25 protein-coding genes are annotated in these 20,942 nt (G+C 40.7%); all 25 read right to left on the reverse strand.

The genetic code is table 11. The features are described from left to right. Positions 1-3: 3 nt before the first annotated feature. The gene (gene rpsH / locus AC0NJG_RS26710) at positions 4-402 is read right to left on the reverse strand and encodes a 30S ribosomal protein S8 (protein WP_000245511.1); all 399 of its coding nucleotides are present in this window, start codon (positions 400-402) and stop codon (positions 4-6) included. A gap of 29 nt (positions 403-431) precedes the next feature. Next, positions 432-617, reverse strand: a complete 186-nt coding sequence (gene rpsN / locus AC0NJG_RS26715; protein WP_001085700.1) for a 30S ribosomal protein S14 — start codon at positions 615-617, stop codon at positions 432-434. A 33-nt stretch (positions 618-650) separates the two neighbouring features. Continuing rightward, positions 651-1,190 carry a 50S ribosomal protein L5 gene (gene rplE / locus AC0NJG_RS26720; RefSeq protein ID WP_001080831.1) on the reverse strand — a complete coding sequence of 180 codons (540 nt, stop codon included), beginning with the start codon at positions 1,188-1,190 and terminating at the stop codon, positions 651-653. Positions 1,191-1,216: 26 nt separating this feature from the next. Next, positions 1,217-1,528: a 50S ribosomal protein L24 gene (gene rplX, locus AC0NJG_RS26725; RefSeq protein ID WP_000558200.1), complete on the reverse strand. Its 312-nt coding sequence runs from the start codon at positions 1,526-1,528 to the stop codon at positions 1,217-1,219. 38 nt (positions 1,529-1,566) lie between these two features. Continuing rightward, positions 1,567-1,935 carry a 50S ribosomal protein L14 gene (gene rplN / locus AC0NJG_RS26730; protein WP_000615912.1) on the reverse strand — a complete coding sequence of 123 codons (369 nt, stop codon included), beginning with the start codon at positions 1,933-1,935 and terminating at the stop codon, positions 1,567-1,569. Positions 1,936-1,978: 43 nt separating this feature from the next. After that, on the reverse strand, positions 1,979-2,242 hold the full coding sequence (rpsQ, locus tag AC0NJG_RS26735; protein WP_000004106.1) for a 30S ribosomal protein S17: 264 nt from the start codon (positions 2,240-2,242) through the stop codon (positions 1,979-1,981). Positions 2,243-2,262: 20 nt separating this feature from the next. Continuing rightward, positions 2,263-2,463, reverse strand: coding sequence for a 50S ribosomal protein L29 (rpmC, locus tag AC0NJG_RS26740; RefSeq protein ID WP_000855718.1), 201 nt, complete (start codon positions 2,461-2,463; stop codon positions 2,263-2,265). Then, on the reverse strand, positions 2,453-2,887 hold the full coding sequence (gene rplP, locus AC0NJG_RS26745; RefSeq protein WP_000928971.1) for a 50S ribosomal protein L16: 435 nt from the start codon (positions 2,885-2,887) through the stop codon (positions 2,453-2,455). The genes rpmC and rplP overlap by 11 nt, the downstream gene beginning before the upstream one ends. A 1-nt stretch (position 2,888) precedes the next feature. Next, positions 2,889-3,548, reverse strand: coding sequence for a 30S ribosomal protein S3 (rpsC, locus tag AC0NJG_RS26750; protein ID WP_000529956.1), 660 nt, complete (start codon positions 3,546-3,548; stop codon positions 2,889-2,891). A gap of 3 nt (positions 3,549-3,551) precedes the next feature. Next, a complete protein-coding gene (gene rplV, locus AC0NJG_RS26755) occupies positions 3,552-3,893 on the reverse strand; it encodes a 50S ribosomal protein L22 (protein ID WP_001148024.1) in 342 nt (113 codons plus the stop codon). Positions 3,894-3,910: 17 nt separating this feature from the next. Further along, on the reverse strand, positions 3,911-4,189 hold the full coding sequence (gene rpsS / locus AC0NJG_RS26760; RefSeq protein ID WP_000124453.1) for a 30S ribosomal protein S19: 279 nt from the start codon (positions 4,187-4,189) through the stop codon (positions 3,911-3,913). 60 nt (positions 4,190-4,249) lie between these two features. Further along, positions 4,250-5,080: a 50S ribosomal protein L2 gene (gene rplB, locus AC0NJG_RS26765; RefSeq protein WP_000511580.1), complete on the reverse strand. Its 831-nt coding sequence runs from the start codon at positions 5,078-5,080 to the stop codon at positions 4,250-4,252. Positions 5,081-5,108: 28 nt separating this feature from the next. Next, entirely contained in the window at positions 5,109-5,399 is a 291-nt protein-coding gene (rplW, locus tag AC0NJG_RS26770; protein WP_001205558.1) for a 50S ribosomal protein L23, read from the reverse strand. After that, on the reverse strand, positions 5,399-6,022 hold the full coding sequence (rplD, locus tag AC0NJG_RS26775; protein WP_001127258.1) for a 50S ribosomal protein L4: 624 nt from the start codon (positions 6,020-6,022) through the stop codon (positions 5,399-5,401). The genes rplW and rplD overlap by 1 nt, the downstream gene beginning before the upstream one ends. Before the next feature lie 25 nt (positions 6,023-6,047). Further along, on the reverse strand, positions 6,048-6,680 hold the full coding sequence (gene rplC, locus AC0NJG_RS26780) for a 50S ribosomal protein L3 (RefSeq protein ID WP_000160207.1): 633 nt from the start codon (positions 6,678-6,680) through the stop codon (positions 6,048-6,050). A 34-nt stretch (positions 6,681-6,714) separates the two neighbouring features. Continuing rightward, entirely contained in the window at positions 6,715-7,023 is a 309-nt protein-coding gene (gene rpsJ / locus AC0NJG_RS26785; RefSeq protein ID WP_001040596.1) for a 30S ribosomal protein S10, read from the reverse strand. 400 nt (positions 7,024-7,423) lie between these two features. Beyond that, positions 7,424-8,611, reverse strand: coding sequence for an elongation factor Tu (gene tuf, locus AC0NJG_RS26790; protein WP_001029614.1), 1,188 nt, complete (start codon positions 8,609-8,611; stop codon positions 7,424-7,426). A gap of 117 nt (positions 8,612-8,728) precedes the next feature. Then, the gene (gene fusA / locus AC0NJG_RS26795; protein WP_087951331.1) at positions 8,729-10,807 is read right to left on the reverse strand and encodes an elongation factor G; all 2,079 of its coding nucleotides are present in this window, start codon (positions 10,805-10,807) and stop codon (positions 8,729-8,731) included. Positions 10,808-11,016: 209 nt separating this feature from the next. Further along, complete coding sequence (gene rpsG / locus AC0NJG_RS26800; protein WP_001137493.1) at positions 11,017-11,487, reverse strand: 30S ribosomal protein S7; 471 nt, start codon at positions 11,485-11,487, stop codon at positions 11,017-11,019. A 29-nt stretch (positions 11,488-11,516) separates the two neighbouring features. Continuing rightward, positions 11,517-11,939, reverse strand: a complete 423-nt coding sequence (rpsL, locus tag AC0NJG_RS26805) for a 30S ribosomal protein S12 (RefSeq protein WP_001142340.1) — start codon at positions 11,937-11,939, stop codon at positions 11,517-11,519. 114 nt (positions 11,940-12,053) lie between these two features. Further along, positions 12,054-12,302, reverse strand: a complete 249-nt coding sequence (locus tag AC0NJG_RS26810; RefSeq protein ID WP_087951330.1) for a ribosomal L7Ae/L30e/S12e/Gadd45 family protein — start codon at positions 12,300-12,302, stop codon at positions 12,054-12,056. 113 nt (positions 12,303-12,415) lie between these two features. Further along, the gene (rpoC, locus tag AC0NJG_RS26815; protein ID WP_000567937.1) at positions 12,416-16,027 is read right to left on the reverse strand and encodes a DNA-directed RNA polymerase subunit beta'; all 3,612 of its coding nucleotides are present in this window, start codon (positions 16,025-16,027) and stop codon (positions 12,416-12,418) included. A gap of 37 nt (positions 16,028-16,064) precedes the next feature. Further along, the gene (gene rpoB / locus AC0NJG_RS26820; protein WP_474063640.1) at positions 16,065-19,598 is read right to left on the reverse strand and encodes a DNA-directed RNA polymerase subunit beta; all 3,534 of its coding nucleotides are present in this window, start codon (positions 19,596-19,598) and stop codon (positions 16,065-16,067) included. A gap of 293 nt (positions 19,599-19,891) precedes the next feature. After that, positions 19,892-20,491, reverse strand: coding sequence for a class I SAM-dependent methyltransferase (locus AC0NJG_RS26825; protein WP_000763282.1), 600 nt, complete (start codon positions 20,489-20,491; stop codon positions 19,892-19,894). Positions 20,492-20,567: 76 nt separating this feature from the next. Next, a complete protein-coding gene (gene rplL, locus AC0NJG_RS26830; RefSeq protein ID WP_000159736.1) occupies positions 20,568-20,927 on the reverse strand; it encodes a 50S ribosomal protein L7/L12 in 360 nt (119 codons plus the stop codon). Positions 20,928-20,942 lie beyond the last annotated feature (15 nt).

Raw genomic sequence — 20,942 nt, forward strand, 5'->3', positions numbered from 1 at the left:
ATATTACCAAACGTATGCTACTACTTCTCCACCAGTTTGTAATTGACGAGCGTCTTTGTCTGTCATTACTCCCTTAGATGTAGAAACAAGAGCGATACCTAATCCGTTAAGTACACGTGGTACTTCGTCAGCTTTAGCGTAAACGCGTAAGCCAGGTTTACTGATACGTTTTAATCCAGTGATTACACGTTCATTGTTTGCACCATATTTCAGGAAAATACGAAGGATACCTTGTTTGTTATCCTCGATGTATTCTACATCACGAATGAAACCTTCACGTTTTAAAAGTTCAGCGATCTCTTTTTTGATTTTAGAAGCAGGAACCTCTAATTTCTCATGACGTACCATGTTCGCATTACGGATGCGAGTAAGCATGTCTGCAATTGGATCTGTCATCACCATGTGTTTTACCTCCTTCCCATTTGTGGGTTTTACCAACTAGCTTTTTTAACACCAGGAATTTGACCTTTATATGCAAGTTCACGGAAACAAATACGGCAAAGTTTAAATTTGCGGTATACAGAATGCGGACGACCGCAGCGTTCGCAACGTGTATACTCTTGTACTTTAAACTTAGGAGTACGCTTTTGTTTCGCTATCATAGATTTTTTAGCCACGTTTTCGCCTCCTCTACTTAGCGTTGGCTTCCATTATTTTTGGAATGGCATACCGAATTGTGTTAACAGTTCACGAGCTTCTTCATCAGTTTTCGCTGTAGTAACGATTACGATGTCCATACCGCGGACTTTGCTTACTTTATCATAATCAATCTCAGGGAAAATAAGTTGCTCTTTAACACCTAATGTATAGTTTCCACGACCATCGAATGATTTCTTAGAAACACCACGGAAATCACGTACACGTGGTAAAGAAACTGATACTAATTTGTCGAAGAACTCATACATTTGCTCGCCGCGTAAAGTTACTTTCGCACCGATTGGCATACCTTCACGAAGACGGAAACCAGCGATTGATTTTTTAGCACGCGTTACAACAGGTTTTTGACCTGTGATTTGTGTTAATTCTTCTACTGCGTTGTCTAACGCTTTTGAGTTAGATACCGCGTCACCAACACCAGTGTTGATTACGATCTTTTCGATTTTTGGTACCTGCATTACAGATTTATAGTTAAACTTGCTCACTAGAGCAGGAGTAATTTCCTTTTGGAACTTCTCTTTAAGGCGATTCAATGAAGTGACCTCCTTTCTTAAGAAAATTATTTATCTAATAATTCACCAGATTTTTTTGCGATACGAACTTTTTTACCATCTTCTACTTTGAAGCCTACGCGAGTAGGTTCACCTGTTTTCGGATCTAAAATCATAACGTTAGAAACGTGAATAGGTGCTTCTTTAGTAATAATTCCACCTTGTGGATTTAATTGAGATGGCTTAGAGTGCTTCTTAACGATATTGACACCCTCAACGATAACACGGTTTTGCTTTGGGAAAGCCACAAGGATAACGCCTTGTTTTCCTTTGTCTTTACCAGTGATTACCTGTACTTTATCACCTTTTTTTACATGCATCTTAATTCTGCACCTCCTTAGCAAGGCAATACCTTAAATTATAGAACTTCTGGAGCTAAAGAAACGATCTTCATGAAGTTGCTATCACGTAATTCACGAGCTACTGGTCCGAAGATACGAGTACCACGTGGGCTCTTATCGTCTTTAATGATAACCGCTGCGTTTTCATCAAATTTGATGTAAGAACCATCCGGACGACGAGCACCGCTCTTCGTACGTACTACTACTGCTTTAACAACGTCACCTTTTTTAACAACGCCACCTGGTGTTGCTTGTTTTACCGTAGCAACGATAATGTCACCAATGTTAGCATATTTACGACCAGAGCCGCCTAATACTTTAATTGTTAAAAGTTCACGTGCACCAGAGTTGTCAGCAACTTTCAAACGAGATTCTTGTTGGATCATGTTATGAAACCTCCCTTCGGACTAAAAATTCCGATTCGTCTATTTAGATAATAACCGCTTCTTCAACGATTTCAACTAAACGGAAACGCTTAGTAGCAGAAAGCGGGCGAGTTTCCATGATTTTTACGATATCGCCAAGTTTCGCTTGGTTTTGCTCATCATGGGCTTTGTACTTCTTAGAATACTTAACACGTTTTCCGTACAAGGAATGAGTTTTGTAAGTTTCAACTAAAACTGTAATCGTTTTGTCCATTTTGTCAGACACTACACGACCAGTATAAACTTTGCGTTGGTTACGTTCGCTCACTATGCAAACCTCCCCTCAATTTATCGATTAATTCCGATCTCTCTTTCACGAACTACAGTTTTCATACGAGCAATTGCCTTACGCACTTCACGAATGCGAGTTGGATTCTCTAATTGTCCTGTAGCAAGTTGGAAGCGAAGATTAAACAACTCTTCCTTTAAAGCTTTAACTTTTGTTTCGATTTCGGCAGTGGTTAATTCACGAATATCATTAGTTTTCATTAGATTCACCACCATTTTCTTCACGTTTTACGAATTTACATTTCACAGGTAACTTGTGAGCTGCAAGACGTAATGCTTCGCGTGCTACCTCTTCAGATACACCCGCGATTTCGAACATAATTTTCCCAGGTTTTACTACTGCTACCCAGCCTTCTGGTGCCCCTTTACCGGAACCCATACGTACTTCTAGAGGTTTTGCAGTGTAAGGTTTAGAAGGGAAAATTTTAATCCATACTTTACCGCCACGTTTCATGTAACGAGTCATTGCACGACGAGCAGCTTCGATTTGACGGTTTGTAATCCATGAAGCAGCTTGTGCTTGTAAACCGAATTCACCGAAAGCTACTTCAGTTCCACCTTTAGCACGACCACGCATTTTACCACGATGCTCTCTACGATATTTTACGCGTTTTGGCATTAACATATTATTTTCCTCCTTCCTCAGAAGCTTTCTTTTTTGTAGGAAGGACTTCTCCACGGTAGATCCATACTTTTACGCCTAATTTACCGTATGTTGTATCAGCTTCAACTGCTGCATAGTCAATATCAGCGCGAAGTGTATGAAGTGGAACAGTTCCTTCACTGTAAGATTCTGCACGAGCGATATCAGCTCCGCCAAGACGACCAGAAACCTGTGTTTTAATACCTTTAGCACCTGCACGCATAGCACGTTGAATAACTTGCTTTTGTGCACGACGGAATGATACACGGTTTTCTAATTGACGAGCGATGTTTTCGCCTACTAATTTAGCGTTAAGATCAGCTCTCTTAACTTCTAAAATGTTGATGTGTACACGCTTGCCTGTTAATTGGTTAAGAGCTTTACGAAGTGCTTCAACTTCAGTACCACCTTTACCAATTACCATACCAGGTTTTGCAGTGTGAATTGTAACATTTACACGATTTGCTGCACGTTCGATTTCTACTTTAGCAACAGCAGAATCTTTTAAGCGTACATTAATGTACTCACGGATTTTGATGTCTTCATGTAATAATGTAGCGTAATCTTTCTCAGCGAACCAACGAGATTCCCAGTCACGGATAACGCCGACACGAAGACCAATTGGATTAACCTTTTGACCCATCGATTATCCCTCCTTCTTTTCTGATACCACAACTGTGATGTGGCTTGTGCGTTTGTTAATTTGGCTTGCACGACCCATTGCACGTGGACGGAAACGTTTTAACGTTGGACCTTCGTCAACGAAAACTTTCTCAACAACTAGGTTGTTAATGTCCATTTCATAATTGTGCTCTGCATTTGCGATTGCAGATTTTAAAACTTTTTCTACAACTGGAGAAGCAGTTTTTGGTGTGTGGTTAAGGATAGCAATCGCTTCACCCACTTGCTTACCTCGGATTAAGTCTACAACTAAACGAACTTTACGAGGAGCAATACGAACTGTTCTCGCTACTGCTTTAGCTTGCATTGAAGTGCCTCCTCTCATTATCTTCTAGTTTTCTTATCGTCAGCATCATGACCTTTATACGTACGAGTTGGTGCGAATTCACCTAACTTGTGGCCTACCATGTCTTCAGTAACATATACAGGTACATGTTTACGACCGTCATATACAGCGATTGTGTGACCGATGAACTGAGGGAAGATCGTTGAACGACGAGACCAAGTTTTAACAACTTGCTTTTGCTCAGTTTCATTTAGCTTTGCAATTTTACTCATTAAATGATCATCGACAAATGGTCCTTTTTTCAAGCTACGAGCCATTTTGGTGCCTCCCTTCGTGATTGCCGTACGGTTCTTAAAGTGAACCGTACTACAATCCCATTATTTTTTACGACGACGAACGATGAATTTGTCAGACGCTTTGTTTTTCTTACGAGTTTTGAATCCAAGAGTTGGTTTACCCCATGGAGACATTGGAGACTTACGTCCGATTGGTGAACGTCCTTCACCACCACCGTGTGGGTGATCAACTGGGTTCATTACAGAACCACGAACAGTTGGGCGCTTACCTAACCAGCGAGAGCGACCAGCTTTACCGATCTTGATAAGTTCGTGTGACTCGTTACCAACTTGACCTACAGTTGCACGGCAAGCAGATAATACAAGACGCACTTCACCAGAAGTTAAACGTACAAGAACGTATTTACCTTCTTTACCAAGTACTTGTGCAGATGTACCAGCAGAACGAACTAATTGTCCACCACGACCTGGTTTAAGCTCGATGTTATGAACAACAGTACCTACTGGAATGTTGATTAATGGTAATGCGTTACCGATTTTAATGTCAGCTTCAGCGCCAGACATAATTTCCATACCTACTTCTAAGTTCTTAGGAGCAAGAATGTAACGTTTTTCACCGTCAACGTAGTTAATTAATGCGATATTCGCAGAGCGGTTTGGATCGTATTCGATCGTAGCAACGCGTCCTGGAATTCCATCTTTGTTACGTTTGAAGTCGATGATACGGTATTGACGCTTGTGTCCGCCACCTTGATGACGTACAGTGATTTTACCTTGGTTATTACGACCAGCCTTTTTGCTTAAAGGAGCAAGTAAAGACTTTTCGGGTCTGTCAGTCGTGATTTCAGCGAAATCATTCGTAGTCATGTTACGACGACCGTTAGTAGTTGGATTATACTTTTTAATTCCCATCTCAATTTCCCTCCTTCTTTAGTAAGAATTAAACGCCTTGGAAGATTTCGATTTCTTTGCTGTCAGCAGTTAGCTTAACGATTGCTTTACGACGACGGCTAGTAAAACCAGCGTGACGACCAACGCGTTTTGCTTTCGGCTTGTAGTTCATGATGTTCACTTTTTCTACTTTAACACCAAAGATCGCTTCTAGAGCATCTTTAACTTCTGTTTTATTAGATTTAACGTCCACATCGAACGTGTATTTTTTTTCAGCCATCATTTCCATAGAACGTTCAGTGATAACTGGGCGCTTAATGATATCACGAGGATCTCTCATTATGCAAGCACCTCCTCTACTTTTTCCACTGCCGCTTTTGTCATGATTAGCTTATCATGATGAAGCACGTCTAAAACGTTTACGCCATCAGCAGTGATTACTGTTACTCCAGGGATATTGCGAGCAGATAACTCTACAGATTCGTTTGCATCAGCAGTTACGATAAGAGCTTTCTTCTCAACAGTTAATCCTTTAAGTACTGCTAGCATATCTTTTGTTTTTGGTGCATTTAACACTAGGTCTTCAAGAACTACAATGTTGTTCTCAACTACTTTAGTAGCTAATGCAGATTTGATTGCTAAACGACGAACTTTCTTAGGAAGTTTGTACGCATAGCTTCTTGGTGTAGGTCCGAATACCGTACCACCACCACGCCATTGAGGAGAGCGGATAGACCCTTGACGAGCACGTCCAGTTCCTTTTTGACGCCATGGTTTACGACCACCACCGCGAACTTCAGAGCGAGTTTTTACTTTGTGTGTACCTTGACGTAAAGATGCACGTTGCATCATTACAGCTTCGAAAAGTACAGCTTCATTTGGTTCGATACCGAAAATAGCTTCAGCTAATTCGATTTCACCAACCTGTGAACCAGTTTGGTTATATACAGTAACTTTTGGCATTGGAATTCCTCCTTCCTATTGTGAATTATTTGCTAACCTTCACAGCGCCTTGAACAACTACAAGAGATTTCTTAGCACCTGGAACGTTACCTTTTACTAGTAATAAGTTGCGCTCAGTGTCAACTTGAACGATTTCTAAGTTTTGGATAGTAACTTGGTCTCCACCCATACGTCCAGCAAGTTTTTTGCCTTTGAATACACGGTTCGGAGCAACTGGGCCCATTGAACCTGGACGACGGTGATAGCGAGAACCATGAGACATAGGTCCGCGAGATTGTCCGTGGCGTTTGATAACACCTTGGAAACCTTTACCTTTAGAAATTCCTGTTACATCAACGATTTCACCTGTAGCGAATACGTCAACTTTTACCTCTTGACCAACCTCTAATCCGTCCACGTCTGCATCGCGGATTTCGCGAATGAAGCGCTTAGGAGTTGTAGATGCTTTAGCAGTGTGGCCTTGTTCAGGTTTGTTAGTTAACTTTTCACGCTTATCTTCAAATCCTAACTGAATTGCGTTGTAGCCATCAGTTTCAGTTGTTTTCTTTTGAAGAACAACGTTTGGATTAGCAGCGATAACTGTTACTGGGATTAACTCACCGTTCTCAGCAAATACTTGAGTCATACCGATCTTTCTTCCTAAGATTCCTTTGGTCATGAGTTACACCTCCTACATTTTTAAGTTATATAAATTATAGTTTGATTTCGATATCTACACCAGATGGTAAGTCTAAACGCATTAATGAATCTACTGTTTGTGGAGTAGGACTCACGATGTCGATTAGACGTTTGTGCGTGCGCATTTCGAATTGCTCACGAGAATCTTTGTACTTATGAACAGCACGAAGAATTGTGTAAACAGTTTTTTCAGTTGGTAATGGGATCGGACCAGAAACTGTTGCCCCAGAACGCTTAGCTGTTTCTACAATTTTCTCAGCTGACTGATCAAGAATACGGTGATCGTAAGCTTTTAAACGGATACGAATTTTTTCTTTTGCCATTATTTTCCCTCCTTCGTTCGCCTATTTCTAAAATAGACCTTCTCCATGGAAATTTCCCCACACCATGCCATGGCAAAGCGGCCGGGTGTGTCAGCAACCTTCCACTTCATCGCAGTCAAAGACCAACATTGTCTATTATACAATGTTATTCGTCTAGATGCAAGCATCTTTTTGTTTGCATCTGCTTTTCTCTACTTTTGCTATTATACATGGCACTTTAAAGAATTTCAAGTTTTCATCTAGCAGAATTCATTTTACAGTTTCTGGATTTTGGTTTTGTTGATTTTATATTACTATAGAAGAAACTCGTCAAAACATGAAATAATCATTTTGTTTATTATATAAACGCAAACAAAAACCCCAAGGGAAAATCCCTCGGGGTTTTTTATATCAGTTAAGATTACTCAACGATAGTAGCAACTACACCGTAACCTACTGTACGTCCACCTTCACGAATAGAGAATTTAGTTCCCTCTTCGATAGCGATTGGAGCGATAAGTTCGATAGTCATTTCGATGTTGTCACCAGGCATTACCATTTCAGTACCTTCTGGTAATTGGATGATACCAGTTACGTCAGTTGTACGGAAGTAGAACTGAGGACGGTAGTTAGCGAAGAATGGAGTGTGACGTCCACCTTCTTCTTTAGATAATACGAAAACTTCAGCTTTGAATTTAGCGTGAGCTTTTACAGAACCGCTTTTTGCAAGTACTTGTCCACGTTGGATGTCTTCACGAGCAACCCCACGAAGTAAAGCACCGATGTTGTCTCCAGCTTGAGCTTGGTCAAGAAGTTTACGGAACATCTCTACACCAGTTACAGTTGTAGAAGCATTTTCTTCAGCAAGACCGATGATTTCTACTACGTCACCAACTTTAACGATACCGCGCTCAACACGACCAGTAGCAACTGTACCACGACCTGTGATAGAGAATACGTCCTCTACAGGCATTAAGAATGGTTTGTCAGTTTCACGTTCTGGAGTTGGGATGTAAGCATCAACTTCAGCCATTAATTCAATGATTTTTGCTTCCCAATCAGCTTCTCCTTGAAGAGCTTTAAGAGCAGAACCTTTGATTACAGGAATGTCGTCGCCTGGGAATCCGTATTCAGATAATAGGTCGCGAACTTCCATTTCTACTAATTCTAATAATTCTTCGTCGTCTACCATGTCGCATTTGTTTAAGAATACAACGATGTAAGGTACACCTACTTGACGAGAAAGAAGGATGTGCTCACGAGTTTGAGGCATTGGGCCATCAGCAGCAGATACTACTAAGATACCGCCGTCCATTTGAGCAGCACCAGTGATCATGTTTTTAACATAGTCAGCGTGACCTGGGCAGTCAACGTGTGCATAGTGACGAGTTTCAGTTTCGTACTCAACGTGTGCAGTTGAGATTGTGATACCGCGCTCTCTTTCTTCTGGAGCAGCATCGATTTGATCGTATCCGCGTGCTTCAGCACCACCAGCTTTTGCAAGTACTGTAGTGATCGCAGCAGTTAATGTAGTTTTACCATGGTCAACGTGGCCGATTGTACCGATGTTAACATGGGGTTTAGAACGTTCGAATTTAGCTTTAGCCATTCTAAATTCCTCCTTAGTTTATATAGGTTATTTTATATTTAGGCTAGAAAGTGAAACTTGCGTCCCACTTTCTAAGCTTACATAAGTAGTTATACGTGAAGAATCGATAAAAATCAATTATTCACCTTTATTTTTTTTGATAATTTCTTCAGAAACAGACTTTGGTACTTCTTCATAGTGGTCAAACACCATAGAGAATGTTCCGCGTCCTTGAGTGTTAGAACGTAATGACGTTGCATAACCGAACATTTCAGAAAGTGGAACCATAGCGCGAACAACTTGAGCGTTACCGCGAGCTTCCATACCTTCTACACGTCCACGACGAGATGTTACGTCACCCATAATGTCACCCATGTACTCTTCAGGAATTACAACTTCAACTTTCATCATTGGCTCAAGAATTACTGGGTTACATTTAGAAACCGCAGCTTTAAGTGCCATAGATGCAGCGATTTTGAACGCCATCTCAGATGAATCGACATCATGGTAAGATCCGTCAACTAATGCAGCTTTAATGTCTACTACTGGATATCCAGCAAGTACACCATTTTTAAGTGCATCTTCAAGACCTGCGCCTACAGCTGGGATGTATTCACGTGGAACAACACCACCGACGATCTTGTTTTCGAATTCGAATCCTTTACCTTCTTCGTTAGGTTCAAACTCAATCCAAACGTGACCGAATTGTCCACGTCCACCAGATTGACGAGCGAACTTACCTTCAACTTTCGCAGCAGCGCGGAAAGTCTCACGGTATGCTACCTGAGGAGCACCAACGTTTGCTTCAACTTTGAATTCACGGCGCATACGGTCAACGATGATATCAAGGTGAAGTTCACCCATACCAGCGATGATTGTTTGGCCAGTTTCTTGGTCAGTGTGAGCACGGAATGTTGGATCTTCTTCAGAAAGCTTAGATAATGCTGTACCCATTTTATCTTGGTCAGCTTTTGATTTTGGTTCGATAGCTACAGAGATAACTGGCTCTGGGAATTCCATAGACTCAAGGATAACAAGGCTCTTCTCGTCACAAAGAGTATCACCAGTAGTAGTATCTTTTAAACCTACAGCAGCAGCGATATCACCAGCGTAAACTGTTGAAATCTCTTCACGGCTGTTAGCGTGCATTTGTAGGATACGACCTACACGCTCACGCTTACCTTTAGTTGAGTTTTTCACGTATGATCCAGAGTTTAACACACCAGAGTACACACGGAAGAACGTTAACTTACCAACATAAGGGTCAGTCATGATTTTGAATGCTAAAGCTGCGAATGGTTCTTCATCGCTAGACTTACGTTCTACTTCTTCATCTGTATCCGGAAGAGTACCTTTAATAGCAGGTACGTCTAATGGAGATGGTAGGTAGTCGATAACTGCGTCTAACAGAATTTGAACACCTTTGTTTTTGAATGCAGAACCACAGATTACTGGGAAGAATTCTACAGAAGTTGTAGCCTTACGGATACCAGCTTTAAGCTCTTCTACAGTGATTTCTTCACCTTCTAGGTACTTCATCATCATTTCTTCATCAAGCTCAGCTACCGCTTCAATAAGTTTTCCACGGTATTCTTCAGCTAGTTCTTTATGCTCTTCAGGAATTTCAACACGTTGAATGTCTGTTCCTAAATCGTTACCGTACATGTAAGCACATTCTTCAACAAGGTCAATGATACCATTGAACTCATCTTCAGCACCGATTGGTAACTGAATTGGGTGTGCGTTTGCTTGTAAACGATCGTGGATTGTTCCTACAGAGTATAAGAAGTCAGCACCGATTTTATCCATTTTGTTAACGAATACGATACGAGGTACGCCGTAAGTAGTAGCCTGACGCCAAACAGTTTCTGTTTGTGGTTCTACACCAGATTGTGCATCAAGTACTGCTACCGCGCCATCAAGTACGCGTAAAGAACGTTCTACTTCTACTGTGAAGTCTACGTGACCTGGAGTGTCAATGATGTTTACACGGTGACCTTTCCATTGTGCTGTAGTTGCAGCAGAAGTAATTGTGATACCACGCTCTTGCTCTTGCTCCATCCAGTCCATCTGAGATGCACCTTCGTGAGTTTCACCGATTTTGTGAATACGTCCTGTGTAGTACAGAATACGCTCAGTAGCTGTTGTTTTACCAGCATCGATGTGAGCCATGATACCAATATTACGAGTGTTTTCTAAAGAGAACTCTCTTGCCATTTGGTGTCTTGCTCCTTCCATATATGGATTGGATTTTTTTTATTTTAAGTAGCAAAAAAGCCACTTTATATTGTTACACATGTCAGTATGTCCAGTACCCTCATTATGTAAAACGAGCGCCCAACGAAAGGGAGAGGCATTCTCCCTCTCCACACTTCCATAAGCGACAAATAAAGCGGTTTATGCTTACATTTATTTTACGTTGAATCCTACCAACGGTAATGAGCAAATGCTTTGTTAGCTTCTGCCATTTTATGAGTATCTTCACGTTTCTTAACAGATGCACCAGCGTTGTTAGCTGCATCTAAGATTTCGTTAGCAAGACGCTCTTCCATAGTTTTTTCACCACGAAGACGAGCGTAGTTTACTAACCAACGAAGACCTAAAGTTGTACGGCGTTCTGGACGAACCTCAACTGGAACTTGGTAGTTAGCACCACCAACACGACGAGCGCGTACTTCAAGAACAGGCATAATGTTCTTAAGAGCTTGCTCGAATACTTCCATTGGCTCTTTACCAGTACGTTCGCTTACGATATCGAACGCATTATAAAGAATTGTTTGAGATTTACCTTTTTTACCGTCAACCATCATTTTGTTGATAAGGCGTGTTACTAGCTTCGAATTGTACATTGGATCTGGTAACACGTCACGTTTTGCAACAGGTCCTTTACGAGGCATATTGAGTTCCTCCTTTCATTAAAAAGTTATTATTTCTTAGCCGCTTTTGGCTTTTTAGTACCGTATTTAGAACGGCCTTGCATACGCTTGTCAACACCAGCTGTATCAAGCGCACCACGAACGATGTGGTAACGTACCCCTGGTAAGTCTTTTACACGACCACCGCGAATTAATACTACGCTGTGCTCTTGTAAGTTGTGACCGATACCTGGGATGTATGCTGTTACCTCAATACCATTTGTTAAACGAACACGAGCATATTTACGTAACGCTGAGTTAGGTTTCTTTGGAGTCATTGTACCAACACGAGTACATACACCACGTTTTTGAGGTGCAGAGATATCAGTTGATTTTTTCTTTAAAGAGTTAAAACCTTTGTTTAACGCAGGTGATTTAGATTTCCATACTTTATCAGTACGACCATTTCTCACTAATTGGTTAATAGTAGGCATTTGATTATCCTCCCTTCGCATGTTTGTATGACCACATATCCAGGTGGTTCATTATTAGTTGAAAACAAAGTTTTTGCAAGGGAGAGCAAATGCTCTCTCCTCACAAAAACAGTTTTAACTTATTATTCCTATTGCTGAAGCTCCCACTTGAATCCCCGCAACTTTTCCAAGTTTACGAACTGATTCAACTTTTATTATGGGTATGTTATGTTGCAATGCAGTGCGAATGATAACATGGGTTAACCGCATATCAGCATCTTCTGCAATAACAACTTCTTTAACTATACCATTTTTGATTGCTTCCAATGTGCGTTTATGACCAACGACCACATTTTCAGCATTTGACACTTTTTGATAAGACATATAAATATCCTCCAAAGCATCGTTCAGGAGCAACCTTGCTTATAGTAACATTTTGACTCATACAATGTCAACTAGGATTAACTGTTTTTATACAAAATTTACGACGGAAAATTTTACTGTTCCACATAAACTTCATCGTTTTCTACATTCATGTCATCTTGTGTTGTTTTAACAAGATCCACTTTGCGATAACGATTCATACCTGTTCCAGCAGGAACAAGTTTACCGATAATAACATTTTCTTTCAATCCTAGAAGCTCATCGCGTTTACCCTTAATCGCTGCATCAGTTAAGACACGAGTTGTTTCTTGGAACGATGCTGCAGATAAGAATGAATCTGTTTCAAGTGAAGCTTTTGTAATACCAAGTAGAACAGGTCTAGCTGTTGCTGGTTGTTTACCTTGCAGTAACACCTTCGCATTCGCATCAGTAAACTGATGGATATCTAGTAATGTTCCTGGTAATACATCTGTTTCACCTGCATCACTTACACGTACTTTACGTAACATTTGGCGTACCATTACTTCTACGTGTTTGTCACCAATTTCTACCCCTTGCATACGGTATACTTTTTGAACTTCACGTAATAAGTATTCTTGAACTGCCGTAATGTCCGTTACTTTTAGTAATTCTTTCGGATCAATAGAACCTTCTGTTAACTCTTTACCGTGGCTAATTTTCTGTCCTGGAATTACTTTCAGACGAGCACCGTAAGGAATAGCATACGTACGAGCTTCAACTTCACCCTGTACAACTACTTCTTGGCGATCTTTAACATCGTTGATCGCTGCGATAACACCGTCGATTTCACTGATAACAGCCTGACCTTTCGGATTACGAGCTTCGAAGATCTCTTGGATACGAGGTAAACCTTGAGTGATATCATCTCCGGCAACCCCACCTGTATGGAACGTACGCATCGTTAACTGTGTACCTGGCTCACCGATAGATTGAGCTGCGATAATACCTACCGCTTCCCCTACTTCTACATCTGTTCCAGTTGCTAAGTTACGACCGTAACACTTCTTACATACACCGTGGCGAGTGTTACACGTGAACGCTGAACGAATGTTTACAGTTTCAACACCCGAATTTTCAACGATATGAGCGATATCTTCAGTAATTAATTGATTTTCAGCAACTAATACTTCACCTGTTTCAGGATGTTTTACAGTTTTTCTTGCAAAACGTCCAACAAGACGATCATATAATGACTCGATAACTTCATTACCCTCTTTAATCGCACCAATTAATAAACCGCGATCTGTTCCACAATCATCTTCACGAACGATTACATCTTGTGCAACGTCAACAAGACGACGTGTTAAGTAACCAGAATCGGCAGTTTTCAGTGCTGTATCGGCAAGACCTTTACGTGCACCATGCGTAGAGATGAAGTACTCAAGTACTGTTAAACCTTCACGGAAACTTGATTTGATTGGAAGTTCGATGATACGACCAGATGGATTGGCCATCAGACCACGCATACCAGCAAGCTGAGTAAAGTTCGATGCGTTACCACGGGCACCGGAATCACTCATCATGAAGATTGGGTTGCGTTTATTCAAGGACTTCATCAGTTTTCCTTGGATAACATCTTTTGCATTACTCCAAATAGAGATAACGCGATCGTAACGTTCTTCTTCCGTGATTAAACCGCGACGGAATTGTTTAATTACATTATCTACTTTTGCTTGTGCTTCGTGGAGAATTTCATCTTTTTCGCCTAATACAAGAATGTCAGATACCCCAACTGTAATACCAGCTTTTGTAGAGTACTTGAATCCTAAGTTTTTCATACGGTCAAGCATGCGAGACGTTTCTGTAATTTTGAAACGTTTAAACACTTCCGCAATGATGTTACCAAGGATTTTCTTGCTGAATGGCGCCACTTCTTCGCGACTAGCAATAATCTCTTTAATGTTCGCACCTTTTTCAACGAAATATTTCGCTGGTGTTTCTTTTTCAAGGTTTGAATTTGTTGGTTCATTAATATAAGGGAACGACTCTGGTAAGATTTCGTTAAATATTAATTTACCAACTGTTGTTAATAGAAGCATACTCTTTTGCTCTTCAGTAAATGTTGCGTTGTTTACTGCGCTTGCAGCTACTGCAACACGTGTATGAAGATGTACATATCCATTTTGGTATGCAAGTAATGCTTCGTTTGCATCTTTGAAGACCATACCTTCACCGATTGCGCCTTCACGCTCAAGTGTTAAGTAGTAGTTACCTAATACCATATCCTGAGATGGAGTAACAACTGGTTTACCGTCTTTCGGGTTCAAGATGTTTTGTGCCGCTAACATAAGAAGACGAGCTTCTGCTTGTGCTTCTGATGATAAAGGTACGTGAACGGCCATTTGGTCACCGTCAAAGTCCGCGTTGTATGCAGTACATACAAGTGGGTGAAGACGGATTGCGCGACCTTCTACTAATGTAGGTTCAAACGCCTGAATACCAAGACGGTGAAGTGTTGGTGCGCGGTTTAGAAGTACTGGATGTTCTTTAATCACAGATTCTAAAACGTCCCAAACTTCAGGTTGTACACGCTCGATTTTACGTTTCGCACTCTTAATGTTGTGTGCTAATCCTTTTTCAACTAACTCTTTCATTACGAAAGGTTTGAACAGTTCAAGTGCCATCTCTTTCGGTAATCCACATTGATACATCTTTAAGTTCGGTCCTACAACGATTACAGAACGACCAGAGTAGTCAACACGTTTACCTAATAAGTTTTGACGGAAACGTCCTTGTTTACCTTTAAGCATGTGAGATAGTGATTTTAATGGACGGTTACCTGGTCCAGTAACTGGACGGCCACGACGACCATTATCGATTAATGCGTCTACAGCTTCTTGTAACATACGTTTTTCGTTTTGAACGATAATGCTTGGTGCACCTAAGTCCAATAGACGTTTTAAACGGTTGTTACGGTTAATTACACGACGGTATAAGTCGTTTAAGTCAGAAGTAGCAAAACGTCCACCATCTAACTGTACCATTGGGCGTAGTTCTGGTGGGATTACTGGTAGAACATCTAAGATCATCCAAGATGGCTCATTTCCAGAGTTACGGAATGCTTCTAATACTTCTAGACGTTTAATAGCACGAGTACGGCGTTGTCCTTGTGCTGTTTTTAATTCTTCTTTTAAGAAGTCTACTTCTTTATCTAAATCGATGTCTTGTAATAGCTTTTTAATCGCTTCTGCACCCATAGCAGCTTGGAATGTGCTACCATATCGATCACGATATGCACGGTATTCTTTTTCAGAAAGTAATTGCTTCTTATCAAGTGGTGTATCTCCACTTTCTGTTACAACATAAGAAGCGAAATAAATTACTTCTTCAAGCGCGCGAGGGGACATGTCTAAGACAAGTCCCATGCGGCTCGGGATACCTTTGAAATACCAAATATGAGATACAGGAGCAGCTAATTCGATATGACCCATACGTTCACGACGTACTTTCGCACGCGTTACTTCAACGCCACATCGATCACAAACTACACCTTTATAACGTACACGTTTGTATTTTCCGCAATGACATTCCCAGTCCTTTTGTGGTCCGAAAATACGCTCACAGAACAAGCCATCTTTTTCAGGCTTTAACGTACGATAGTTAATTGTTTCTGGTTTCTTAACTTCACCGTATGACCAAGAACGAATCTTGTCAGGTGAAGCAAGTCCAATCTTCATATATTCAAAGTTATTTACATCTATCAAGGGGCCTACCTCCCTTTTAGTCTACAGGTTATCCCAATTATTCCTTAGTTGTCTCAACTTCGACATTCAATTTGTCTGCTGATTGATGATCATCGTCATCTTCCGTATCACGCATTTCAATTTCTGTATCGTCGCTAGACATCATTTTAACGTCCATACCTAAACTTTGCAGCTCTTTAATCAATACTTTGAATGATTCAGGAACGCCTGGTTCTGGAACATTTTCGCCTTTAACAATTGCTTCATACGTCTTAACACGTCCAACAACATCATCAGACTTCACTGTTAAGATTTCTTGAAGAGTATAAGCAGCACCATAAGCTTCAAGTGCCCAAACCTCCATCTCACCGAAACGCTGTCCACCGAACTGAGCTTTACCTCCAAGAGGCTGCTGCGTTACAAGTGAGTATGGTCCAGTAGAACGAGCATGAAGTTTATCGTCAACCATGTGCGCAAGTTTGATCATATACATGACACCAACAGATACACGGTTATCGAATGGTTCACCAGTACGTCCGTCATACAGGATTGTTTTCGCGTCATTTGCCATACCAGCTTCTTCAATTGTGCCCCAAACATCTTCCTCACGAGCACCATCGAATACTGGTGTTGCAATGTGAATGCCAAGGTATCTTGCTGCCATACCAAGATGAAGCTCTAATACCTGACCGATATTCATACGAGATGGTACCCCTAATGGGTTTAACATGATATCGATTGGCGTACCGTCTGGTAAGTAAGGCATATCTTCTTCTGGTAAAATACGAGAGATAACACCTTTGTTACCGTGACGTCCGGCCATTTTGTCACCTTCAGAAATTTTACGTTTTTGAACGATATATGCACGCACAAGTTGATTCACGCCTGGTGGCAATTCATCGCCATCTTCACGGTTGAATACTTTTACGTCTAAGATAATACCGCCACCACCGTGTGGTACACGTAGTGATGTATCACGTACTTCACGCGCTTTTTCTCCAAAGATAGCATGTAATAGACGTTCTTCAGCTGTTAATTCTGTTACACCTTTAGGTGTTACTTTACCAACAAGTAAATCTCCATCTTTTACTTCTGCACCAACGCGAATGATACCGCGCTCGTCAAGGTTGCGTAATGCATCTTCCCCAACGTTTGGAATGTCACGTGTAATTTCTTCTGGTCCAAGCTTCGTATCACGAGCTTCTGACTCATATTCTTCAATATGAATAGAAGTGTACACATCATCTTTTACAAGGCGCTCACTCATGATGATCGCATCCTCGTAGTTATAACCGTCCCAAGTCATGAAGCCAACAAGCACGTTACGTCCAAGTGCTAGTTCACCTAATTCCATAGAAGGACCATCCGCAAGGATTTCACCTTTTACAACTTCATTTCCAACACTTACGATTGGACGTTGGTTGTAGCAAGTTCCTTGGTTAGAACGAATGAATTTTTGCATTTTGTAGCGATCTAAGTCGCCTTTTACTGTTTGACCGTCAACTTCTACATAGCGACGTACCCAAACTTCACGTGCTTCTACGCGTTCAACAACACCAGGGTGTTTACAGATTACTGCAGCACCTGAGTCTTTTGCTGATACGTACTCCATACCTGTACCTACAATCGGAGATTCCGGATTCATTAACGGAACCGCCTGACGTTGCATGTTCGCTCCCATAAGTGCGCGGTTAGAGTCATCGTTTTCTAAGAACGGAATACAAGCTGTCGCTGCCGACACTACTTGTTTTGGTGATACATCCATGTAGTCGATGCGTTCTTTATTTGTGACAATGTTTTCACCACGGAAACGAGCTACGATATCTTCATCAAGGAATTCTCCTTCTTCAGATAATTTCATATTCGCTTGGGCTACAACATAATTATCTTCTTCATCTGCTGTTAAATAATCAACATGCCCTGTTACAAGACCAGTTTCTGGGTCAACACGACGGTATGGTGTTTCAATGAAACCAAACTCATTTACTTTCGCGAACGAAGATAATGAGTTAATTAAACCGATGTTTGGTCCCTCTGGTGTTTCAATCGGACACATACGACCATAGTGAGAGTAGTGAACGTCACGTACTTCAAAGCCTGCGCGCTCACGCGTTAAACCACCAGGTCCTAATGCAAATAGTCTTCGTTTGTGAGTTAACTCTGCTAATGGGTTTGTTTGGTCCATGAACTGAGATAACTGAGAACTTCCGAAGAACTCTTTAATAGATGCAATAACAGGACGAATATTAATTAGTGCCTGTGGTGTAATTGCATTTGTATCTTGGATCGACATTCTCTCACGAACAACACGTTCCATACGAGAAAGACCGATACGGAATTGATTTTGTAATAACTCTCCAACAGAACGCAGACGACGGTTCCCTAAGTGGTCAATATCATCTGTATCCCCTACTTTGTATAGTAGGTTGAAGAAGTAACTGATAGAAGCAAGAATATCACCTGGTGTGATGTGTTTTACATCACGAGTAATATTTGCATTACCGATTACATTAATTACGCGCTCGCCTTCTGACTCAGGAGCATAAATCTTAATAGATTGCAGCTCAACATCGCCTTCTACCACTCCACCCATTGGCTTCGCTGTTTTGAATCCAATGTTTTTCTCTAAGTAAGGTAAAATGCGATCAAGTGTACGACGATCTAAGATTGTTCCTTCTGCCGCTAAAATTTCACCAGTTTCTGGATCCACTAATGTTTCAGCTAAACGTTGATTAAACAATCTGTTTTTAATGTGTAACTTCTTGTTGATCTTGTAGCGACCTACATTTGCTAAATCGTAGCGCTTTGGATCAAAGAAACGAGACACAAGTAAGCTCTTAGCATTTTCTACTGTTGGTGGTTCACCAGGACGTAGACGCTCATAAATTTCAAGCAATGCTTTTTCTGTGCTATCTGTGTTGTCTTTTTCTAATGTGTTGCTTAAGTATTCGTTATCACCTAAAAGCTCGGTGATTTCTTGATCAGAGCCAAACCCTAATGCGCGTAACAAAACAGTTACAGGAAGTTTACGCGTACGGTCAATACGCACATATACAACATCCTTAGCATCTGTCTCATACTCTAACCAAGCTCCGCGGTTTGGAATTACAGTAGCAGTAAAACCACGTTTTCCGTTTTTATCCACTTTGCCACTATAGTATACGCTTGGAGAGCGAACTAACTGGGAAACGATAACACGTTCTGCACCGTTAATTACGAATGTTCCAGTCTCTGTCATGAGTGGGAAATCTCCCATGAACACATCTTGTTCTTTTACTTCACCAGTTTCCTTGTTGATTAGACGCACTTTTACACGAAGTGGTGCTGCATACGTCACATCACGCTCTTTGCATTCGTCTACAGAGTATTTAGGTTCACCTAAGCTGTAGTCGATAAATTCAAGCGATAGATTTCCCGTAAAGTCTTCAATCGGAGAAATGTCTTGGAACATTTCTCGCAAACCCTCATCAAGAAACCACTGATAAGAAGAGGTTTGAATTTCGATAAGATTTGGTAACTCTAATACTTCACTAATACGGGCATAACTTCTTCGTTGGCGGTGGCGTCCGTATTGAACTAGTTGACCTGTCAACTGCTTCACCCCTCAAATCATGAGTATTATAAATGCACAAAAAAATTTGTGCAAAATCACAAATAAATACAACTACTGCTATTTAGCGTAGTCTTTTTTCTCTTAAAGATAAATACGTTGAGTCTTTCTACCTGCTCAAAAAAGAAAAATGGCTTCTATAAGAAAACCATCATTCTGTTTCATAATCTGCTGATTTTACTATCTTTTCCAAGAGAAACAAAAATATACATCTTTCTCAACGCAGAAAATCATATATTGGCATTGTATAATGTTAACATAGCCAAAAATAACCGTCAACGTTTTTTTGATTTTATGATATAATATCCTTTTTTCTTTTCTACAACTTCGACTTCAGAAAACACTTCTTCTAGTTTCTTCAGTGCAGATGGTGCACCTTGTTTCTTTTGAATAACAATCCACAACTCTCCACCTGGAACTAAATGCTCTACAGCTTTTTCTAAAATCTCATGCACGATATCTTTACCTGCACGAATTGGAGGATTAGATAGAATAGCAGCATACATACCATCTACGTTTTCATAGACGCTACTTTGAAAAATGTGCACATTTCCAATTCTATTGTTAGCGGCATTTTCTTTCGCAAGCTCAAGCGCCCTTTCATTCACATCCACCATGTGAACTTTACGGTCTTGAAACTCTTTCGCCAACGATAAACCAATCGGTCCATATCCACATCCTACGTCTAATATATCACCTTTAATATCTGGCACTTGAAACGCTTCAATTAAAAGACGAGAACCAAAGTCCACTTCGTTTTTCGAGAACACCCCACGGTCAGATAAGAAAGTAAATTGAGATCCACGAAGCGTAAATTCCCATCGCTTACGATCACTTTTACTAGAAGGGTCGTTAGAAAAATAATGGTCTGCCATATGGCCACCTCTTTTCTTTACAGTTAAAAAAAAAGCTCGCATGAGAGCGAGCTTTTTTTAAAGCATCAAAAGTTAATTACTTAACTTCTACAGCAGCGCCAACTTCTTCAAGTTTAGCTTTGATTTCTTCAGCTTCTTCTTTAGCAGCAGCTTCTTTGATTACTTTTGGAGTGTTGTCAACTAATTCTTTAGCTTCTTTTAAGCCAAGACCAGTGATTTCACGAACAACTTTGATAACTTTGATTTTTTGTGCACCAGCGCTAGTTAGTTCCACATCAAATTCAGTTTTCTCAGCAGCAGCTTCTCCAGCGCCACCAGCAACAGCTACAGGAGCAGCAGCAGTTACGCCGAATTCTTCCTCGATAGCTTTTACTAAGTCGTTAAGTTCTAATACAGTCATAGATTTAACTGCTTCAATGATTTGTTCTTTAGTCATTGTAAATATCCTCCC

Source organism: Bacillus sp. SSR7 (assembly GCF_055902415.1).

Coding starts and splice junctions, on each gene's coding strand:
- tuf (WP_001029614.1), bottom strand. CDS start 8,611: ATGGCTAAAGCTAAATTCGAACGTTCTAAACCCCATGTTAACATCGGT.
- rplB (WP_000511580.1), bottom strand. CDS start 5,080: ATGGGAATTAAAAAGTATAATCCAACTACTAACGGTCGTCGTAACATG.
- AC0NJG_RS26810 (WP_087951330.1), bottom strand. CDS start 12,302: ATGTCTTATCAAAAAGTGTCAAATGCTGAAAATGTGGTCGTTGGTCAT.
- rplW (WP_001205558.1), bottom strand. CDS start 5,399: ATGAGAGATCCTCGTGATATCATTAAGCGCCCAGTTATCACTGAACGT.
- rplX (WP_000558200.1), bottom strand. CDS start 1,528: ATGCATGTAAAAAAAGGTGATAAAGTACAGGTAATCACTGGTAAAGAC.
- rplL (WP_000159736.1), bottom strand. CDS start 20,927: ATGACTAAAGAACAAATCATTGAAGCAGTTAAATCTATGACTGTATTA.
- rpsJ (WP_001040596.1), bottom strand. CDS start 7,023: ATGGCAAAAGAAAAAATTCGTATCCGTTTAAAAGCTTACGATCACCGT.
- rplD (WP_001127258.1), bottom strand. CDS start 6,022: ATGCCAAAAGTTACTGTATATAACCAAACTGGTTCACAGGTTGGTGAA.
- rpsC (WP_000529956.1), bottom strand. CDS start 3,548: ATGGGTCAAAAGGTTAATCCAATTGGTCTTCGTGTCGGCGTTATCCGT.
- rplV (WP_001148024.1), bottom strand. CDS start 3,893: ATGCAAGCTAAAGCAGTAGCGAGAACAGTTCGTATTGCTCCTCGTAAA.
- fusA (WP_087951331.1), bottom strand. CDS start 10,807: ATGGCAAGAGAGTTCTCTTTAGAAAACACTCGTAATATTGGTATCATG.
- rplC (WP_000160207.1), bottom strand. CDS start 6,680: ATGACCAAAGGAATCTTAGGAAGAAAGATCGGTATGACTCAAGTATTT.
- AC0NJG_RS26825 (WP_000763282.1), bottom strand. CDS start 20,491: ATGGCAGACCATTATTTTTCTAACGACCCTTCTAGTAAAAGTGATCGT.
- rplN (WP_000615912.1), bottom strand. CDS start 1,935: ATGATCCAACAAGAATCTCGTTTGAAAGTTGCTGACAACTCTGGTGCA.
- rpsS (WP_000124453.1), bottom strand. CDS start 4,189: ATGGCTCGTAGCTTGAAAAAAGGACCATTTGTCGATGATCATTTAATG.
- rpsG (WP_001137493.1), bottom strand. CDS start 11,487: ATGCCTCGTAAAGGACCTGTTGCAAAACGTGACGTGTTACCAGATCCA.
- rpsL (WP_001142340.1), bottom strand. CDS start 11,939: ATGCCTACTATTAACCAATTAGTGAGAAATGGTCGTACTGATAAAGTA.
- rpsH (WP_000245511.1), bottom strand. CDS start 402: ATGGTGATGACAGATCCAATTGCAGACATGCTTACTCGCATCCGTAAT.
- rplP (WP_000928971.1), bottom strand. CDS start 2,887: ATGTTAATGCCAAAACGCGTAAAATATCGTAGAGAGCATCGTGGTAAA.
- rpmC (WP_000855718.1), bottom strand. CDS start 2,463: ATGAAAACTAATGATATTCGTGAATTAACCACTGCCGAAATCGAAACA.